At 68.7% G+C, this 17,516-nt stretch carries 13 protein-coding genes, 3 tRNA genes and 1 pseudogene; 6 read left to right on the forward strand and 11 right to left on the reverse strand.

The features are described from left to right. Positions 1-42: 42 nt before the first annotated feature. The 4 genes from E6R18_RS17000 to E6R18_RS17015 all read right to left on the reverse strand — a co-directional run bounded on the left by E6R18_RS17000 (position 43) and on the right by E6R18_RS17015 (position 5,659). Positions 43-1,974: an ABC transporter ATP-binding protein gene (locus E6R18_RS17000; protein ID WP_136317734.1), complete on the reverse strand. Its 1,932-nt coding sequence runs from the start codon at positions 1,972-1,974 to the stop codon at positions 43-45. After that, positions 1,974-3,707 carry an ABC transporter ATP-binding protein gene (locus E6R18_RS17005; RefSeq protein WP_136317735.1) on the reverse strand — a complete coding sequence of 578 codons (1,734 nt, stop codon included), beginning with the start codon at positions 3,705-3,707 and terminating at the stop codon, positions 1,974-1,976. The genes E6R18_RS17000 and E6R18_RS17005 overlap by 1 nt, the downstream gene beginning before the upstream one ends. 137 nt (positions 3,708-3,844) lie before the next feature. Continuing rightward, positions 3,845-5,290, reverse strand: a complete 1,446-nt coding sequence (locus tag E6R18_RS17010) for an FGGY family carbohydrate kinase (protein ID WP_136317736.1) — start codon at positions 5,288-5,290, stop codon at positions 3,845-3,847. A gap of 69 nt (positions 5,291-5,359) precedes the next feature. Further along, positions 5,360-5,659 (reverse strand): YtxH domain-containing protein, encoded by a 300-nt coding sequence (locus E6R18_RS17015; RefSeq protein WP_136317737.1) that lies wholly within the window; start codon positions 5,657-5,659, stop codon positions 5,360-5,362. 180 nt (positions 5,660-5,839) lie between these two features. Between E6R18_RS17015 and E6R18_RS17020 the strand changes: the two genes are divergently transcribed. The 4 genes from E6R18_RS17020 (at position 5,840) to E6R18_RS17035 (ending at position 7,103) form a co-directional block, all read left to right on the forward strand. Beyond that, positions 5,840-5,912: transfer RNA gene (locus E6R18_RS17020), tRNA-Asn, on the forward strand. Between the two features lie 5 nt (positions 5,913-5,917). Next, positions 5,918-5,990 (forward strand) — tRNA-Asn (locus E6R18_RS17025). A 166-nt stretch (positions 5,991-6,156) separates the two neighbouring features. Continuing rightward, a tRNA-Ile gene (locus E6R18_RS17030) sits at positions 6,157-6,230 on the forward strand. A gap of 582 nt (positions 6,231-6,812) precedes the next feature. Next, positions 6,813-7,103 carry a hypothetical protein gene (locus E6R18_RS17035; protein WP_136317738.1) on the forward strand — a complete coding sequence of 97 codons (291 nt, stop codon included), beginning with the start codon at positions 6,813-6,815 and terminating at the stop codon, positions 7,101-7,103. 987 nt (positions 7,104-8,090) lie between these two features. On the opposite strand, the gene E6R18_RS17040 is transcribed toward E6R18_RS17035, so the two are convergent. The 7 genes and pseudogenes from E6R18_RS17040 to E6R18_RS17070 all read right to left on the reverse strand — a co-directional run bounded on the left by E6R18_RS17040 (position 8,091) and on the right by E6R18_RS17070 (position 16,286). Continuing rightward, entirely contained in the window at positions 8,091-9,038 is a 948-nt protein-coding gene (locus tag E6R18_RS17040) for a transposase family protein (RefSeq protein WP_168712381.1), read from the reverse strand. A gap of 64 nt (positions 9,039-9,102) precedes the next feature. Continuing rightward, complete coding sequence (locus tag E6R18_RS17045; protein WP_136317739.1) at positions 9,103-9,660, reverse strand: PIN domain-containing protein; 558 nt, start codon at positions 9,658-9,660, stop codon at positions 9,103-9,105. 3 nt (positions 9,661-9,663) lie between these two features. Next, positions 9,664-10,125 carry a helix-turn-helix domain-containing protein gene (locus E6R18_RS17050; protein WP_136317740.1) on the reverse strand — a complete coding sequence of 154 codons (462 nt, stop codon included), beginning with the start codon at positions 10,123-10,125 and terminating at the stop codon, positions 9,664-9,666. 1,616 nt (positions 10,126-11,741) lie between these two features. Beyond that, positions 11,742-12,038: pseudogene (locus E6R18_RS17055) on the reverse strand (transposase); the annotation flags it as partial. Between the two features lie 98 nt (positions 12,039-12,136). Next, positions 12,137-12,649 carry a S26 family signal peptidase gene (locus E6R18_RS17060; protein WP_136317741.1) on the reverse strand — a complete coding sequence of 171 codons (513 nt, stop codon included), beginning with the start codon at positions 12,647-12,649 and terminating at the stop codon, positions 12,137-12,139. Next, on the reverse strand, positions 12,646-13,419 hold the full coding sequence (locus tag E6R18_RS17065; RefSeq protein WP_240799764.1) for an ABC transporter ATP-binding protein: 774 nt from the start codon (positions 13,417-13,419) through the stop codon (positions 12,646-12,648). Before E6R18_RS17065 ends, E6R18_RS17060 begins: the two co-directional genes overlap by 4 nt. A 38-nt stretch (positions 13,420-13,457) precedes the next feature. Next, positions 13,458-16,286 (reverse strand): FtsX-like permease family protein, encoded by a 2,829-nt coding sequence (locus E6R18_RS17070; protein ID WP_136317743.1) that lies wholly within the window; start codon positions 16,284-16,286, stop codon positions 13,458-13,460. A gap of 317 nt (positions 16,287-16,603) precedes the next feature. Between E6R18_RS17070 and E6R18_RS17075 the strand changes: the two genes are divergently transcribed. Together E6R18_RS17075 and E6R18_RS17080 are read left to right on the forward strand one after the other, a co-directional pair. Continuing rightward, a complete protein-coding gene (locus E6R18_RS17075; protein ID WP_136317744.1) occupies positions 16,604-16,819 on the forward strand; it encodes a hypothetical protein in 216 nt (71 codons plus the stop codon). Positions 16,820-16,915: 96 nt separating this feature from the next. Then, positions 16,916-17,464, forward strand: coding sequence for a MauE/DoxX family redox-associated membrane protein (locus tag E6R18_RS17080; protein ID WP_168712376.1), 549 nt, complete (start codon positions 16,916-16,918; stop codon positions 17,462-17,464). The last annotated feature ends 52 nt before the right edge of the window (positions 17,465-17,516 follow it).

The following is a 17,516-nucleotide window of genomic DNA, read 5'->3' on the forward strand; positions in this document are numbered from 1 at the left end:
GCACGCGCGTGCGGCCGGGCAGCCGCGGAACCCGCGTACGGCTCAGTCGACCTCGACGACCGCCTGGGCGAACTGCGCCGCGTACAGCCGGGCGTACGAGCCCTCGGCCGCCAGCAGTTCGTCGTGCGTGCCCTGCTCGACGATCGACCCGTTCTCCATGACCAGGATGACGTCGGCGTCCCGGATGGTGGAGAGCCGGTGCGCGATCACGAAGCTCGTACGGCCGTGCGCGAGGCCCGCCATCGCCTTCTGGATCAGCACCTCGGTACGGGTGTCGACGGAGCTCGTCGCCTCGTCCAGCACCAGTATCACCGGGTCGGACAGGAACGCCCGCGCGATGGTGATCAGCTGCTTCTCGCCCGCGCTGACCCCGGCGCCGTCGTCGTCGATCACCGTGTCGTAGCCGTCCGGCAGGGTGCGGATGAAGCGGTCGGCGTGGGCCGCCTTCGCCGCCTCCTCGATCTGCTCCCGGGTGACCTCGCCCGACGCCCCGTACGCGATGTTCTCCGCGATGGTCCCGCCGAACAGCCAGGTGTCCTGGAGCACCATGCCGATGCCCGACCGCAGATCGGCCCGGGACATCTTCGCGATGTCGACCCCGTCCAGCGTGATCCGGCCGCCCGTCACCTCGTAGAACCGCATCAGGAGGTTGACCAGCGTCGTCTTGCCGGCGCCCGTCGGGCCGACGATCGCGACCGTGTGGCCCGGCTCGACGTTCAGCGACAGGTCCTCGATGAGCGGCTTCTCCGGGTCGTAGCGGAACGCCACCTTCTCCAGCGCGACGCTGCCCCGCAGGATGCCGGGGTGCTCGCCCTCGTCCTTCGCCGGGTCGGGCTCCTGCTCCTCGGCGTCCAGCAGCTCGAAGATCCGCTCCGCCGACGCCACCCCCGACTGCACCAGGTTCGCCATCGAGGCGACCTGGGTCAGCGGCATCGAGAACTGCCGCGAGTACTGGATGAACGCCTGCACGTCACCGATCGACAGCGTGCCGGAGGCGACCCGCAGACCACCGACCACGGCGATCAGCACATAGTTCAGGTTCGAGACGAACATCATCAGCGGCTGCATGATCCCGCTGTTGAACTGCGCCTTGAACCCGGCCTCGTACAGCGCCTCGTTCTGCTCGGCGAAGTCCCGGGCGGACTCCTCCTGCCGGCCGAAGACCTTCACCAGGGTGTGCCCGGTGTACATCTCCTCGATGTGGGCGTTGAGCTTGCCCGTCACCTTCCACTGCTGGACGAAGTGCGGCTGCGAGCGCTTGCCGACCTTCGTCGCCACGACCACCGACAGCGGCACCGTCACCAGCGCGACCAGCGCCAGCAGCGGCGAGATCCAGAACATCATCACCAGCACGCCGATGATCGTCAGCAGGGAGTTGATGAGCTGGCCCATCGTCTGCTGCATCGTCTGCGAGATGTTGTCGATGTCGTTGGTCGCCCGGCTCAGCACGTCACCGCGCTTGGCGCGGTCGAAGTACGAAAGCGGCAGCCGCGACAGCTTCGTCTGGATGTCCTCGCGCAGCTGGAACACGACCCCGTTGATCACCCGGATCGCCAGCCGCGTGGACACCAGCATCAGCAGCCCGGCGCCGAGGTACACCGTCAGTGCCATGAGCAGCACCTGGCCCACCGCGGTGAAGTCGATGCCCTGGCCCGGCGTGAAGTCCACCGTGGACAGCACGTCGGCCAGGCTGCCGTTGGTCCTGCGCAGGCCCTCCACGGCCTGCTCCTTCGTCGTCCCCGGGTCCATGCTCCGGCCGACGACCCCGGCGAACACCAGGTCGGTCGCCTTGCCGAGGACCTTCGGGCCGAGCACGGAGAGCCCGACGCTCAGCGCGATCCCCACCAGCATCGCGTACAGCGTGTTCTTCTCGACGGCGAAGCGTTTCAGCAGCCGCTTCGAGGAACCCTTGAAGTCCATGGACCGCTCGGTCGGCGCCCCGCCCGCCATCATGCGTCCGCCAGGCCCGGCCATTACGCGGCCTCCGCTTCCGTCAGCTGGGAGAGCACGATCTCCCGGTAGGTGTCATTGCCGTCCATCAGCTCGTGGTGGGTGCCGGTCCCGACGACCCGCCCCTCGTCCAGCACGATGATCCGGTCGGCGTCACGGATCGTGGACACCCGCTGGGCCACGATCACCACCGTCGCCCGCGCGGTCTCCCGCAGCAGCGCCGCCCGCAGCGCCGCGTCCGTCGCGTAGTCCAGCGCCGAGAACGAGTCGTCGAAGAGGTAGATCTCCGGCTGCTGCACCAGCGTCCGCGCGATCGAGAGCCGCTGGCGCTGACCGCCGGAAACGTTGGTGCCGCCCTGCGCGATCGGCGCGTCGAGCCCGTCCTCCAGGCCCTCGACGAACTTCTTCGCCTGGGCGACCTCCAGCGCGTGCCACAGCTCCTCGTCGGTCGCGTCCGGATTCCCGTACCGCAGGTTCGTCGCGACCGTCCCCGAGAACAGGTACGGCTTCTGCGGGACCAGGCTCACCGTCTTCGCCAGCAGCACCGGATCCAGCGTCCGCACGTCCGTCCCGTCGACCAGCACCTGGCCGTCCGACACATCGAACAGCCGGGGTACGAGACCGAGCAGCGTCGACTTCCCGCTGCCCGTCGACCCGATGATCGCGGTCGTCTCGCCCGGCCGCGCCACCAGGTCCACCGACCGCAGCACCGGCTCCTCGGCACCCGGGTAGCGGAAGTCCGCGCCGCGCACCTCCAGATGGCCGTGGGCGCGCAGCTCCCGCACCGGGTCGATGGGCGGGACGACGCTGGAATCGGTCTCCAGGACCTCCTGGATGCGCTCGGCGCAGACCTCGGCGCGCGGCACCATGATGAACATGAAGGTGGCCATCATCACCGACATGACGATCTGCATCAGATAGGCGAGGAACGCGGTCAGCGCGCCGATCTCCATCCCGCCGCTGTCGATGCGGTGCGCACCGAACCAGACGACGGCGATCGAGGACACGTTCACGACGGTCATCACGGTCGGGAACATCAGGGCCATCAGCCGGCCCGTGGACAGTGTCACGTCCGTCAGCTCGGTGTTCGCGCCCCGGAAGCGACCCTCCTCGTAGCCGTCGCGGACGAAGGCGCGGATGACGCGGTTGCCGGTGATCTGCTCGCGCAGCACCCGGTTCACCGTGTCGAGCCTCGTCTGCATCAGCCGGAACAGCGGGCGCATCCTCCGGACGATGAGGCTGACCGCGATCCCGAGGACCGGCACCACGGCGAGCAGCACCGCCGACAGCGGGACGTCCTGGCCGAGCGCCATGACGACGCCGCCGATGCACATGATCGGGGCCGACACCATCAGCGTGAACGACATCAGCACCAGCATCTGTATCTGCTGGACGTCATTGGTCGTCCGGGTGATCAGCGAGGGAGCGCCGAACCGCCCGACCTCGCGCGAGGAGAACGACTGCACCCGGTCGAAGACCGACGCCCGCACATCGCGCCCGAGCGCGGACGCGGTACGGGCACCGATGTAGACCGCCCCGATGTTGCAGACCACCTGGGCGATGCTGACGACGAGCATCACGCCGCCGTACTGAAGGATGTAGCCCGTGTCCCCCTCCACGACACCGTGGTCGATGATGTCGGCGTTGAGGGTCGGGAGGTAGAGGGTGGCGGAGGTCTGCAACAGCTGGAAGACGACCAGCACCGCGAGCGGTTTCTTGTACGGGGCGAGATAGGCCCGTAGGAGTTTTATGAGCACGCGTGTCTCTCGGAGTCGGCGTAGATCGGGGGGAGCCGACTCATCTTCCGGCACCGCTCGCCGGGACCGCGAACGTTTTTCTTCAAGTCCAGGTCAAAAACCAGACTCGGTCCATAATTTCGCGGCCCCGCCCTCACTCACCGCACCGGGTCGAATGCTCCCGGGTGGATCTGGTCCCGCGTCGCGACGTACTGCTGACGCACGGCCTGCCCCACGGGCAGCTCCTCGCCCGGCTCCAGCACCTGCGCCGCGGCGCCCCGCCAGGCCGGGGGAGTGCGCCCGTCGAGCGCCCCCTGCGAAACACCCAGCGCCCAGGCCGCCTGCCGGGCCGCGCCCAGTGCCGCGTACTGCGCCGGCTGCACCACGACCACCTGCGTCCCCAGCAGTGCGGGCGCCAGCTGCCGCACGGCCGGCAGTTCGGCCGCCGCCCCCAGCAGGAAGACCCGCCGCACCTCCACGCCCCGGCCGCGCAGTACGTCGAGCGCGTCGGCCAGCGAGCAGAGCATCCCCTCGAACGCGGCCCGGGCCAGGTGCTCCGGCTTCATCGATTCCCGCCGCAGCCCGCACAGGGTGCCGGCGGTGTGCGGCAGGTACGGGGTGCGCTCACCCTCCAGATACGGCAGGAGCACGAGCCCCGAGGAACCGGGCGTCGACTTCAGCGCCAGCGCGGAGAGCGTGTCAAGACCCTCCACGTCCAGCATCTCGGCGGTGCCGCGCAGGGCGCGTACCGCGTTCGACGTGTGTACCACCGGCAGGTGCATGCCCGTCGCGTCGGCGAACGAGGTGATCACGCCGGTCGGATCGGCCAGTGCCTCGTGGTGCACCGCCATCACCGAACCCGACGCCCCCAGCGACACGACCGCGTCCCCGACCCCGACCCCGAGCCCGAAGGCCGCGGCCATGGTCTCGCCGGTCCCGGCGGAGATCAGCAGCCCCTCCGGCGTCGTCCCGGCGGCCTCGGAAGGGCCCAGCACCTCCGGCAGCGCGGCGGGGTGCCCGAGCGCCAGCTCCACCAGCTCCGGCCGGTAGGACTCCGCGCCCGCCGACCAGTACCCGGTCCCGGACGCGGCGCCCCGGTCGGTGGTCCGCCGGGCCGGCCGCCCCAGCAACTGCCACACCAGCCAGTCGTGCGGCTGGAGCACCGCGGCGACCCGCTGCGCCTGCTCCGGCTCGGTCCGCGCCAGCCAGCGCAGCTTCGACACCGGCTGCGCGGCCTGCGGCACCGCCCCGACCGCCTCGGCCCACGCCTGCCGCCCGCCGAGCCCGTCGATGAGATCGGCCGCCGCGGCCTGCGCCCGCTTGTCGTTGCCGAGCAGCGCCGGCCGTACGAGGTTGCCCTGGTGGTCCAGCGGTACGAGCCCGTGCTGCTGCGCGGACACCCCGATCGCCTGCACCCCTTCGAGCAGCCCGCCGGTGGCGGCCTCACCGAGGGAGAGCAGCCACGCCTGCGGATCGACCTCGGTGGCCTTCGCCTCGACGGGATGCGCGGCGTACCCCTGCCGCAGTACGGCGCCCGTGTCCGTATCGCAGACCACGATGTGTGTGAACGCGGAAGAACTGTCCAAGCCGGCGACTATGCCCATACACAGATTCTGCCGCACCACCGGAGGTTTCCCGTACCGGTGGCGCGGCAGACGTGGATCCGGGCCGACTCAGGTGTTGGTTGTCCCCCAGTCGTCCTCTCCGCTCGCCCCGCGCCCGCGCAACGAACGCACCCGGTCCGTCACGGACGACGGCACCTTGTCGCCGACCTTCTCCCCGACCGCGTGGTACGCCTTCCCCGCGAACTCCCGGCCGCTCTGGGCCGCGGTCTCGCAGGTGTTGCGCACGGCCGGGTTCTGGGCGAACTGGCGTGCGGACTTCTTCAGCTGCTCGTAACGCTCGCGCCCGGCCCGCGTGCCGAGCACGTAACCGAGGGCCACTCCGGCGATGAACGTGAGCCGGTACCGCATGGCTGCCACCCTTCCTTCGCTCCGTGCGACGTGTGCTGCCCGCCTACCCGCGACGCCCGAGATCACCCCGGCCGGTACCGATTGGCGAAGCACCCCCCTGCTTGCGCTAATGTATGTGTCGCAGCGAGCACGCGCCGCCCGGCATCCGCCAGGCAGGTACGTTTCGAGGCACCGCAGCAATCCCCTGTAGCTCAATTGGCAGAGCAGCCGGCTGTTAACCGGCAGGTTACTGGTTCGAGTCCAGTCGGGGGAGCGCGATCCCCTGTAGCTCAATTGGCAGAGCATTCGGCTGTTAACCGGAGGGTTACTGGTTCGAGTCCAGTCGGGGGAGCGATCGGAAGAGGGCCCCGTCGGGGCCCTTTTTCGTATGCCCGGAACCGCCCGGCGAGCAGCGCCGTCTTCAAGGTCATCAGCAGCCGGGCATCCGCAGCGGGAGATCGTATGACCGGCTATGCTGCGGCAGACGGTGCGCACACATGTACGCGCCACGCCGAAACGGGGCGGTAGCTCAGCCGGTTAGAGCAGCGGACTCATAATCCGTCGGCCGTGGGTTCGAGTCCCACCCGCCCCACCGAGCGTCCCCGGGCAGAATCGTTCTGACCTGGGGAAACGTGGATTTGGTGGCGTTTTTCCGTGCGGTACTGACCCGTTGCCGCAGCGTGTCAGCGCACTTCAGAGGCGTCTGACCTGGCCTTTTGCGGCGCTTGCCCCAGGGAGCGTCGTGGCGCGGTCCCACGGCCGTCGAGGGAAGCGTCGCGCTCCGCCACATCGCATGACGTCTCTGCTTCCGTGCTGTGTCCGGGCAGTCAGGAGACACCGTCTGCATCGGCGAGGCCGGCGTGGCAGGCTCTTGTTTGCCCCGGTGCGATGCGGCGGCGCACCTGGTGCATGCCGCACCCGCGGTCCACATCTCACCGCAGGGCACAGTTCTTCTGGACGCTCTTGCGCATCCACTCATCGCAGGGTCGCTGAGCGCGCTGGTCTTCGTTCGGGGCAGGCTGTGCAGCTTGCGGAGCGCACGCGACCTCGACATCACCATCGGTAGGGGGAGCAGCTGCCGACGACGAGAAGTTGCGAACTTGCCCACCCGTGTCACGCCGCCTTGAGATCATTGATCCGTCCCGACCAGTGACACGAACCGAGGGGCCCCAAGATGTGGGACTACGCAAAACTCTCCGCGGAAGCCGCGAGGCGGGGCGGCCCCGCAGCCCTGCGAGCCGCCTACCAGTTGGCGGGCCGCCAACAGGGCATCAAGATCGGTCAGATGGTGGGCCGCCAACAGGGCGCCATCATCGGCGCCGGCGTTGGCGTGGGCGGGACCATGCTCTACAACTCGCTGCGCACCCGCAGAACCGGCGCCAACCCTGCGCCAACGCCCGAGAGCAGCGTAGAAACGCCTGAGTCCGGTGCGGGGACTGACGCGCAGGCGGCGACGCTGTCGTGATGGGCCCGTATGCCGAGCTGTTCGTGCAGGAAACGGTCAGGGTCGGTACGGACAGCGGGGCGGCAGCCAGCAAGTACGGGCGCACAAACGGAGGGATGGGCCGCGGCGTATAGGCGCTGGCGCCTTCAACTTCTGTCAGTACGCCAAGCTGCCCGCAGCGACGACGGCGCCCATCCCCGCCGAGGCTGGAACGGGGCCTCAGGAGGTCAATACCGACTGGATCCGCCAATTACGCCGTAGCGCGGTGGGGCAGCCCGTTCCATACCGCGCGCGAACTCCTCCGCGCGGGGCTGGACCGCCACGACCGTGATGGTGAAGTTGGTGCCACGGCGGAGCTGCCAGATCTTCAGAACAGCCGTGGGCTTGCTGGCCCAGGCAGCGGACCTTGACGTGATCACTGTTGCGTGGACGCTTGCACCGTTTGAGTCGGCGGCCTCGGAAGGGGATGTGGATGGGGCGGCTGACTTTCTGGTGCTTCCTGTGTTCGCCCAACAGTTCGGCTCGTCGGCGAGCGTGTCGATGCTCTCATGGGCCTGTGTGGCGGTCTGCCCGTGAACTGTCCAGGGCAGGGCGGGGGCGCCCACAACTGCTTCCCCAACGGATAGGTTAGGACTTGGACGTTCACGTCGTCACTTGTGCTTCCCGGAGTGGTGCTGCGTGTCGGCGGTCGTCGAGAATCACGAATGCCTCGGCTTGAATAGTCTCGATCGCCTCGGTCGGGCTCGGGGCGAGGGCGGCATGTGGCGGCCCACCACCCTTGAGACCCCGGTGCCCTGCAGGACCGACGAGCCTCCTCGTCTCGGACGAGGAGGGCACCGTCGTTTCGTGCTGCAGCGTTCACATCGGCCCGGCCATTGCTGAGCCCAACGTGGCCCCGCAGGACCGACGACACCGAACGACTCCTCCGACTCACCACATAGGACACGGACTTACGACCTCGTGCATGGTTGGGGTGAGGGCGTGTTGAGGTTGCGGTCGGAGTTTTGATCATGCGGGTGTGGCGGGCAGTGCGAGTGCCTTCGTGTGAGGGGTGGCTTGTTGGTCGGTCAGGAGTCCGGCGACGGCTCGGATGGTGTCGGGCAGGTTTTCTCGTCGGTTGTGGTGTCGGGCGAGGGTCCTCCAGTTCTTGAGGTGGGCGATGCCGTGTTCGACGGGGATTCTGGCTGAGGAGTGGGCGAAGCGGGCGGCCTCGTGGTGTGCCATCAGCCATTGCAGGTGTTCGAGGTGTTTGCCGCGGCGTTTGCGTGGCGGGGTGACGACCTGGCCGTAGGTTTGCGCCGCGAGGCATTGATAGCCGGGGTCGGCAAGGATCTGCAGGTCAATGGTGTCAGCGAGGAGGTCGACCAGGCCGGCGTCACGGGCTTGGGTGATGTCGGCGACGGATCCGGCCCGGGCCTCGCCGCAGAACAGTGGTCGTCCGCGCTGGTCGGTGATGACGAGGGCTTTCATGGCGTTGATGCGGCTCTTGCCGGAGATGAACCGGCCGCGTCCGCCGCGGTGTGCGCTTGGGCGACGGACTCGGATCTCGGTGGCGTCCATCAGTGCGGTCTGGCCGGTGGCGCCAAGATGGGCGATCGCATCGGCAAGCGTGCGAAGTCGCAGACCACCCTCGATGCGGCAGCCGCGGTCGGCCAGTAGAGGCCGGATCTCGCCGACCGCACGGGTGATGGTCGACCGGTCCACCTGGAACCAGCAGGCCAGCACGTCGTGGGTGACGCCGTGCCTGAGATGCACGAGTGTGGCCAGCAGCCGGTCGATGAAGACCAGCTTGTACTTCGCGCCCGCTCCGACCGCCCGCCGCCGCGGTCGGTCCAGCAGTTCAGCATCCCTGCGGGCCTGCCAGACCGGACCCGACTCCGCGACCAGATCGGCAATCACAGTCGTGGAGAGGCCCGTGACCCGACGCTCCGACATGATCAACCCACGTGCCTGCATCCCCACCACGAACGGCCTAACGAACTGGCAGGGCCAACGTCACCGCTAACCATGCACGAGGTCGTTAGGCGAGTGCCCTCAGGGCCGCCGCGGATGAAACGAGACGGTTCCTCTCGAGTCGCTCGATCACGTCGGCAACCGTGCCGGGCGGATTCTTCCAACTGTCGGCGATGCGCTGGATCTCTGCGTACACGACCTCCGGCGCCAGATCTATCTGCGCTTCGAGGAAGGCGTCCGGGTGGACGGCTTCAACGTCCCATGGTGCAAGGGCTTCCGCCGGGAAGTCTTTGAGGTTGAAGGTCACGATCACCTGGGCCTTGGCGCGGATCGCCGCGGCCAGGACGTGCCGGTCGTCCTTGTCGGGGAGTTCCAGTATGTCGATGAGCGGCTCGTGCCCCTTGACGAGGCAGTCCCGTACGGCTGCCTTCATCAGTCGCCGTGTCCTGTCGAGGGCTCCGGGGTCCAGATCCGGCCGGTCGGCCTTCAGGTTGCGAAACGTCTCGTCAAGGATTGTCTCGGTCCACTTCGCCTGCACAAGGCCGGCCTCCGCGACGCGGATGAGCACGTCGCGGATGATATTCGGGTAGAGCACGTTCGCGTCGTAAACGGCGACGAAGGCCATCGACTACATCAATCCCATTTCCTGGCCGAGCTGAGTGAGCTCGTCTGCTGCTTCACGGCGACGCCGGTCGTCTGCCTGCTTGTACTCCATGAGCGACGACGCTGTGATTCTGCGGTGCGTTCCGACTAGACGGCACTCGATTTCGTCGGCTTCCAGGAGGCCGATGAGGAAGGGCCGAGACACGTTGAGGATGTCTGCCGCTTGCTGGGTGGTGAGCTCCGCGGTGCTGGGGACGATGGACACGCCTCGGCCTGCCCCCAGGTGGGCGAGGAGACCGGCGAGGAGCTCGACGGCTTCGCGGGGCAGAAGGAGGGGCTCAAGCTCGTTGTCGTCGAGTGGCTTGACGGCGATCTGTCCGAGGTCGGGGTGTTCGGTGAGGTAACCGCGGACACGAGTGAGGGCACGGTTCGCTGTGGCGGTCTTCTCGGGCGGAAGCTTCACGGGCCTGATGTCTGTCTTCGTCACGGTGCGCCCCTAAATTTCGTGGTGGGTGGGCGTCATTGCTTGAGGTGTTCCAGTATCCGCAATATTCGCAGCATACGCAATAAATAAAACAGGCTGGTTCGAACGTAGGTAGCTGCCGCCGGACCCCGCCCTGCGAGCGGGCGCACGGCGGCTCACCTCCGCTCCTCCTGTCGATGGCTCGCTGGTCCCGGCCGGGATCGCTCTGGCTGCTTCGTTGCCCCTGCGGCTGCGGGACGCTCTGGGGTGCGGGCAGCTACTTCTGTCCAATTTTCGTCGTGCCCGGGCTCGTGACGTATGGCTGAGACGCAGGCCGATGGGTATGCCCGACTCCGCTCGATGCTTCCGCCTCGCGGTCTTCTGCTACGTAGGGCTACCACGTGCGCACCGTGATCAGTGGTGATGGTGGAGACTCACGAATCCTGTGGCAGCGCAGAATGGTTCGTGGCCTGAGAGATCGCAGATCAGCCTCGCGCAGGACCCGCAGCAGTCCGGGTGGCGGCTGGACAGGTGCTCGATTACGGCCTTGGCGGGGTCTGCCAAACGACGAGCGGCTCTGTCTCGCATTCGGTGGTGACAGCGAGTTATGGCGGCGAGGCAGGCTATTGGCCACGAAATCGCAAATCAACGCCTCATAGCCGCTCTCCTCCAGAAGACCGGCCGTCTTCTTGGCGTCTGGCAGTGAGAGTTCGCCGCGACGAGTCCGGGGCCCGGCACGGTGCCGTCCGCCTCAAAACTGGGTCAGAATTCAGCCGCCGCCGACAAAAACAGCGAGGTCGGGACGCCGACCACACCTTCCGAGGGGTGGAGATGCTCAACGAGCACTATCCGGCACCACCGAATGTGGGACAGAGTCGAACGTTTTACAGTCTCGAGCGCGGCAGTCCCAGCTGCCCCTGTAACGCATAACGCGGCTACGGAAGCCAGGTTTGCACTCCACGCTGGCGGTAGCAGTAAAGGTGATGCTCGTGTCCCGACCGCTGAGGCGTGCAGGTGGGTGCCAGTGCGAAGCGCCCCGTCGTGTTCGGCCGGGAAGCCGGAACCGATACTCCTGCGGCTCCCGGTGCCCGGTCGATACGGAGTGTGACTGCATCTGTCAAGTGGAGGGGTGGCAACGGAGTCCGCGGCATGCGCTGCGGGTGAGCCGCGCGATTGCCTGCCTCGCAGTAGATGCGCCGGGTGGATCGTCTCCCAGTACAGGCGCAGGGGCCGCCACATGGCCGTGCGGTACGTACCGCGCGGCAGTTCGGTTGCCGGGGATCGAGGCGGATGCAGCAGGACTCAGCAGGATGTAAATGTCCGCCTGTGTGGCGTTTCCGCAGGTGAGACGCATCTCCCTTTTAGGTTCGAGTCCCACCCGCCCCACGACCGCAGGTCAGGAGAAACGTTCTGACCTGCGGAACGCGGTTTTCGGAGGCGTGGGGTCGTCGAATCGGTGCAGCGAACGTGCAGCGTTGCATCAATCTCTGAGCTTATGCAGGTCTGTGACCTGTATTTTCGGTGATGGCCTCTGTGGGGTGGGTGGTGGGATCTCCCACGTTCCTCCGTCACGGCAGTGCCCTGCTTTTACAGACGGTTCCTTCAAGCGATCCTGGCTGCCGCATCGCGGCCGGAGCGCCTCGCAGCGAGCGCAGGAAGGTGGACCGGAAGGCTTCGGTTTCGCTGTCGCCGACCATGACGCCCAGGGCCTCGCGGCCGCCGTCCTCGGTGACGCCGGTGGCGATGACCACGGCCTGGGAGACGATCCGGTGGTCCACGCGGGCTTTGACGTAGGTCGCGTAGAGATGCACGTAGGGGAATCGGGTGTGGTCCAGCGGCCGGGTGCGGAACGCGTCGAGATCGCCGCAGATCCTCGAGACCTCGCTCTTCGATATGCCGGTGTCCGAGCCGAGCGCCTGGACCAGGTCATCGACGCTCATGAAGCCTCCGGAGTTGGATAACGTTGTCAACTGCCCTTAGGAGCTGGGTGGTTCCCTGCACGCAATGGTGCTGTCAATGAGTTGTGTGAACCCTGTTACTCATGCGAACTCATCGCTCCCGTCAGCCGTGCGGCGGCGGGCCCGGCTGTGGCACGGCTCAGCCGGCAGATGACCGTTCCCGCCACGGTGTCCTCGGTCAGGTAACCCCAGGTGCGTGAATCGGTGCCGGCGGGGGAGTCCGCGAGAGCGACGAGCAGGCCCGGGGGGACCACGGTGCCCGGCGAGGCGCCCACCGCGGTGAGTACGGCGCCGGGCACGGGGCGGCCGGGTCCCGCGCCGAGCCGTTTGACGATCAGGGGTGCGGCGGCGTGCTTGTCCGGCTCGGGTCCCCCTGCTCCCAGCGGACCCCGGAGGACGATCACCGTGCCGTCGGGTGCGCGGCCGAGCGGCCGGCGCAGCATCAGCAGACGGTCGCCGGAGCGGTAGGCGGGTTCCATGCTGGATCCGGCCACGGTCAGGACGACGAGCAGTTTCCGCGCGGCGAGTGCCGCGGCGGCGAGGGCGATCACCGCGGTCATTCCGCTGCGGGTCGTTCCGCTGCGGGTCATGGCGCGGAGTCCTCGGCCGCGGTGTCATGAACGATCTTCCCGTCGCGCATCGTCACCGTCCGGTGGCACTGCTGGGCCAGACTGTGGTCGTGCGTGGCGATCAGCAGGGTCGTGCCGTGCTCGGCGTTGAGCCGCAGCAGCAGGTCGATCACTCCGGCGCCGGTGGCCGTGTCGAGGTTCCCGGTGGGCTCGTCGGCGAGGAGCAGTCCGGGTTCGCCGATGAGTGCCCGGGCTATCGCGACGCGCTGCTGCTGTCCGCCGGACAGCTGGGAGGGCAGCGCGTTCTCCCGGCCGGTCAGCCCCACGGACGCCAGCAGCTCCTTGGCGCGGGGCACGGCCGAGGTGCGCCTGCGATAGGGGATGAGCGGGGCGATGACGTTGTCCATCGCGGTGAGTGCGGGCAGGAGGTGGAACCGCTGGAAGACGAAGCCGACGTCGCGTCGGTAGCGTGTGAGTTCCGCGCGCCCCGCCGCGGTGACCTCGGTGGAGCCGACCCGGATGACACCGCTGTCGGCCGGCTCGACGGCTCCCAGGAGGTGCAGGAGCGTCGACTTGCCGGAGCCGCTCGGCCCGGTGAGCGCCACCGCGTCCCCGGGCCGGACCTGGAGGCTGACCCGGTCCACGGCGGTGACGGAGGCGGTCCTGCCGGCGGAGAACGTCTTTTCGAGCTCGGTGACGGCCACGGCGAATCCCTGCCGGGCGGTGGCGGGGGCGCCCGGGACGTCGGGCTCCGGCGGAGCGGGGGGCGCGGTGCGGCGTCGTACGGGCACGGCTGGACCTCCAGGATCTCGGATACGGCGAGCGGATGTCATTCCTCGGCGAGGAGCCGGGCGGCGGGAATGCGGCGAAGCAGGAACACGGGTACGGCAGCTGCCAGTACCGTGACCACGGTTGCCGTTGCGGCTGCGCCGGCGGCGATCAGGACCAGCGACATCGGCAGGCGCCCGGTGAACGCCGCGTCCGCGCCCAGTGCCGCACCCGCCCCGAGCACCGAGGCCGCTCCGGCCATCAGCGCGGCTTCGGTGAGGACGAGGCGGTGGAGGGCGGCGTCGCTCCATCCCGTGGCGCGCAGCAGCGCGTACTCGGCGGCGCGTTCGCGGACGTTGAGGTAGAGGACGTCCGCTACCGTCGCCGCTCCGAGGAGGGCGGCCACGGCTGCCGCTGCGTAGTCGCTGCTGCGGACCTGGACGGAGACCGCGTCACCGAGCAGGGAGCCGGCCACCTCGCCGTCGAAGGCGGTACTGATACCGGCCAGCGCCACCAGGGCCGCGACGCCGCCGGCGAGAGCGGCCGTACCGAGCAGGGCCCGCCCGGGAACCCTGGCCAGGTTGGTCAGTGCGAGGCGGGTGATTCCGGAGAGCCGCGCGGCCCGCCGCGGGCCGCGGACCGCGGGGGCGACCGCGCTCCCGGGATGGGAGCGGGCGGCCTGCAGTCCGGGACGCAGCGCTGCCAGGGTGGCGAGCCCCAGGGCGGCGGGCACGGCGAGCAGGGCGCGGCCGGGCGATACCGGCACCCCCGCCAGCGCTCCTGCCGGGACGGCCAGCGCGGCGCCGACCAGGCCCGCGAGCGCGCCGAGCGCGCCGACCTCGGTGAGAATCAGCGCGAAGAGCCGCCGGGCCGGCCATCCGGTGCAGGCCAGCACGGCGAGTTCGGCGCGGCGGGTCCGGACCGCCGCCGAGGTCGCACCCGCGACGAACAGCACGCACACTCCCAGGATCAGGAGGAAGAGCAGGAGCGCCTTGCGGTCGATGGCCGCGACCGCGACGGTGGCCACCCCCTTCAGCGACCACATCTCGGCCAGGTGCAGTACGGGGCGTCCGTAGCGTCCGGCGGGGTCGGTGACCGTGACCGGGGAGGGCGACGAGCCCACGGTGACGTCCACGTCCAGGCCGGTGCGCCGGTGTATCTGCTCGGCGACCAGCCGGAGCCGTTCGCGGGAGAGTGCGTCGGTGCCCAGCGCGCCGGTGAGCCGGACCCGGACGACGCTGATCGGCGCCTTGGCGTTCACGCCGTGGGCGGGCGTGGTGTTCTGGAAGTGCCGGGAGCTGTTGAGGACGTCCAGCGACGAGAGCGTCGTGATCATGCTCGGCGGCACGGACAGCAGGCCCGCGATATTGCCATTGGGCAGCAGGGGACGGTTCCGGAGGGCCTTGCGTGAGGCGTTGTCCGCTCCTGACGCGGTGGCGGGGAAGTAGGTCTCCATCGGGACGGCGCCCAGCCCGGTCGCCGCGGCGGTCAGCCGGTCCGGGTCGAACTCGCCCAGTACCTGGAGCTGCGGTGCGGGCGGGGACACGTCGGCGATCTCCTGTACCGGGTGCCGGGTCAGCGGGCGCACCGCGGTGTCGCCCGTGTCGCCGGTGTCGGAGAGCAGGCCGGCCCCGAAGTGGATGCTGGTGTCCGGGATCCGGGAAGCGGGTACCGGGCCTGCCGCCAGGCGGTCGCCGCCGTCGGTGTACCGGACCGGGAGGGCGCTCAGGTACTGCCAGATCTGAGTGTCCGCGGTGGCTCCGCCGGCCGTGCCGGTCGAGGACGAGTTGAGGGAGTCGATCAGCCGGCGATGTGCGTCCTGTGCGGCGAACGCGGTCCGGGACACGGGGGTGCCCGCTGCGCGGGGAAGGGCCGATCCGAGGACCTCGGTGTCCTGGCCGGCTGCCACGCGTGCCGCGGCGGCGGCCGGGAGTTCGCTCACCTTCACGTGCAGTTGTTCCTCGATGGCGGTGCGGCCCGCGAGGAGGACCGGGATCTTCGTGAACGGCTCCGAGGAACCTTCCTGGCTCTCCGCCACCGGCTTTTGCCCGGGGGCGAAGTAGTGGCCCTTGTCGACGGCCCGGTCCAGCCCGGCCAGCCGGGCTTCCTGGACCGGGTCGACGGCTTGGACGAGGAAGGGCATGGACCATGGGACCAGGGTGGTCCCCGCTGCCGGGGTGCCCTTGTTCGTGGGACGCGCGGCGGGGGAGGCGGCCCCTGCCGCGTTGTAGGTGTTGTCCTGGTTGGTGGACCCGCACGCGAGAGTGGCTACCGGGCGGGCGTACCGGTTGGTCTTCGGGTCGACCGGGTTCGGGTTGTCCGACATACCGCAGATCTGGATGACGGAACCGTCCGGCGCCGACTGGGCGACGGGGTCGCCTTCACTGCGGTTCTTCCGGTCGTGCAGCGGCCGGTCGGTGACGTAGACGTACGACTCACCGGTGGGGATCTCGGTCAGTCCCCGTTCCGATGTCTGGGTGGTGGAGACGCGGAACAACTGTGGTCCGTCTCCGGGCTTCAGATGCTCCGTCAGGTCGACCGGCAGCTGCACGGTCTGCAGGGCGTACCCGACGACGGCCACCGGCGCGGCGACGTCCACGCCCGGGATGTGCAGCACCTGCTGCCACTGCCGCGAGGTGATCCCCCCGGACAATCCGGCCAGGGCGGTGGACGAGACCAGATTCGCCCTGGACTCCAGCGCGGAGCGGGCCCCTGCCGGACGTACCAGGAGGTCGTAAGCGCCGCGGTCGTTGGCTGCCACCTTGCCGACGACGTCCAGGCGCTGGGTGCGCGCGGTGGCGGTGAGCACCGAGAACGAGGTCACGGCCACCAGAAGTGCGGCAACCAGGGCCAGTGCCCTTCCAGGCCGGTAGCGCAGTTGAGACAACACCAGATTCCACACGGCGCCCCCCGGCGGCTGTAGTCGGCATCGGCGGTGCGGTGCTGCCGTTCGCAGCGCCAGGCACGACCACCCTCGGTGCGGGACCTTTGCACGGTCCTGCAAAGAGTGTCAACGCACTGAACAGGCTTTCGATGAAGGTTCTTCGTGGCGAAGCTCTGACCTGCGTAGTTATGGGGGAGTCAGAAATAAGTCTTGAAAAATTGAGTACTTGCGTCAGTCTTGTAGGTAGTTTGCAGTCATCGGTCAACCAGAGGGCGCAGTGCTGTGCCATGGGAATGACCGTCTTGAGGAAGGGTTCCGGAATAATGCTTTCCATTTCCACACTGGAGCGTGTGGGGGAGCGGCTGCTGCGCGCCGTACTCCCCGCAGAGGAAGCCAAGGCGTGCGGCTGGGGCGCCTGGGCGACCATCTGGGTCACCGACCAGGGGAACATCGTGAAGCAGCGCCGTACCAACAGCTGCAACGGTGCTCAGCAGTGTCGGGTCAACAGCTATGGCTCCATCTACTCCATCAGCTGCTAGCTGTTGGTTGAACTGTGTGGGGGCGACTGGAATTCGCCCCCACACAGTCACCCGGATCATCTCGCATTTCGGTGGCGCGGCCGGAGGAGGGGCGCGGTGTACTGGATTCAGTTCGAGGCGCAGCTGGTGCTGGCCCTCGTGTTCACCTGGTCGGCAGCGGCGAAGCTCTTCTCACCTGCGACGTTCACGACGCTCAAACGGTCCGTCGCGGTACTCGCAAGGGTGCCGGGACCGTGGTCTTCCTGGGCGCCCCACGCGCTCGTCACGGCGGAGGCGGCACTGGCGGGCGGCCTCCTGGTGCCGGCGGCCGCGAAGGTCTCGCTGGCTCTGGCCATCCTGCTGCTCACCGTGTTCACCGTCGTCCTGCGGCGTGCGGTCAGCCGGGCCGTGCCTGTGCCCTGTGGCTGTTTCGGTCCTTCGAACCGCCCGGTCGGCCGGGTGCAGCTCTTCCGTAACGCCGCGCTGCTGACCATCGCGCTGTCCGGGCTGGCGGCCGGAATGACCGCGCCGCCCCATGGGCCGGTGCCGGTGCCGGTCGCGGGCGTGGCGCTCTGTCTGTGGGCAGCCCTCACACTGGCGATCTGCTTCGCGCTCTGGGACGAGTTCGCCGGTCTTCTCGCCCCGGCCGCGTCCGGCCACCGCTGACGTCCCCCTCCGTTCCGTACAGGCCCGCAGGGCCCTGCTCCGAAGGAACACC

Origin of the sequence: Streptomyces sp. A1277 (genome assembly GCF_004795015.1) — a bacterium.
GTDB lineage: Bacteria > Actinomycetota > Actinomycetes > Streptomycetales > Streptomycetaceae > Streptomyces.

Coding starts and splice junctions, on each gene's coding strand:
- E6R18_RS17000 (WP_136317734.1), bottom strand. CDS start 1,974: ATGGCCGGGCCTGGCGGACGCATGATGGCGGGCGGGGCGCCGACCGAG.
- E6R18_RS17010 (WP_136317736.1), bottom strand. CDS start 5,290: ATGGGCATAGTCGCCGGCTTGGACAGTTCTTCCGCGTTCACACACATC.
- E6R18_RS17015 (WP_136317737.1), bottom strand. CDS start 5,659: ATGCGGTACCGGCTCACGTTCATCGCCGGAGTGGCCCTCGGTTACGTG.
- E6R18_RS17035 (WP_136317738.1), top strand. CDS start 6,813: ATGTGGGACTACGCAAAACTCTCCGCGGAAGCCGCGAGGCGGGGCGGC.
- E6R18_RS17040 (WP_168712381.1), bottom strand. CDS start 9,038: ATGCAGGCACGTGGGTTGATCATGTCGGAGCGTCGGGTCACGGGCCTC.
- E6R18_RS17045 (WP_136317739.1), bottom strand. CDS start 9,660: ATGGCCTTCGTCGCCGTTTACGACGCGAACGTGCTCTACCCGAATATC.
- E6R18_RS17060 (WP_136317741.1), bottom strand. CDS start 12,649: ATGACCCGCAGCGGAACGACCCGCAGCGGAATGACCGCGGTGATCGCC.
- E6R18_RS17075 (WP_136317744.1), top strand. CDS start 16,604: ATGCTTTCCATTTCCACACTGGAGCGTGTGGGGGAGCGGCTGCTGCGC.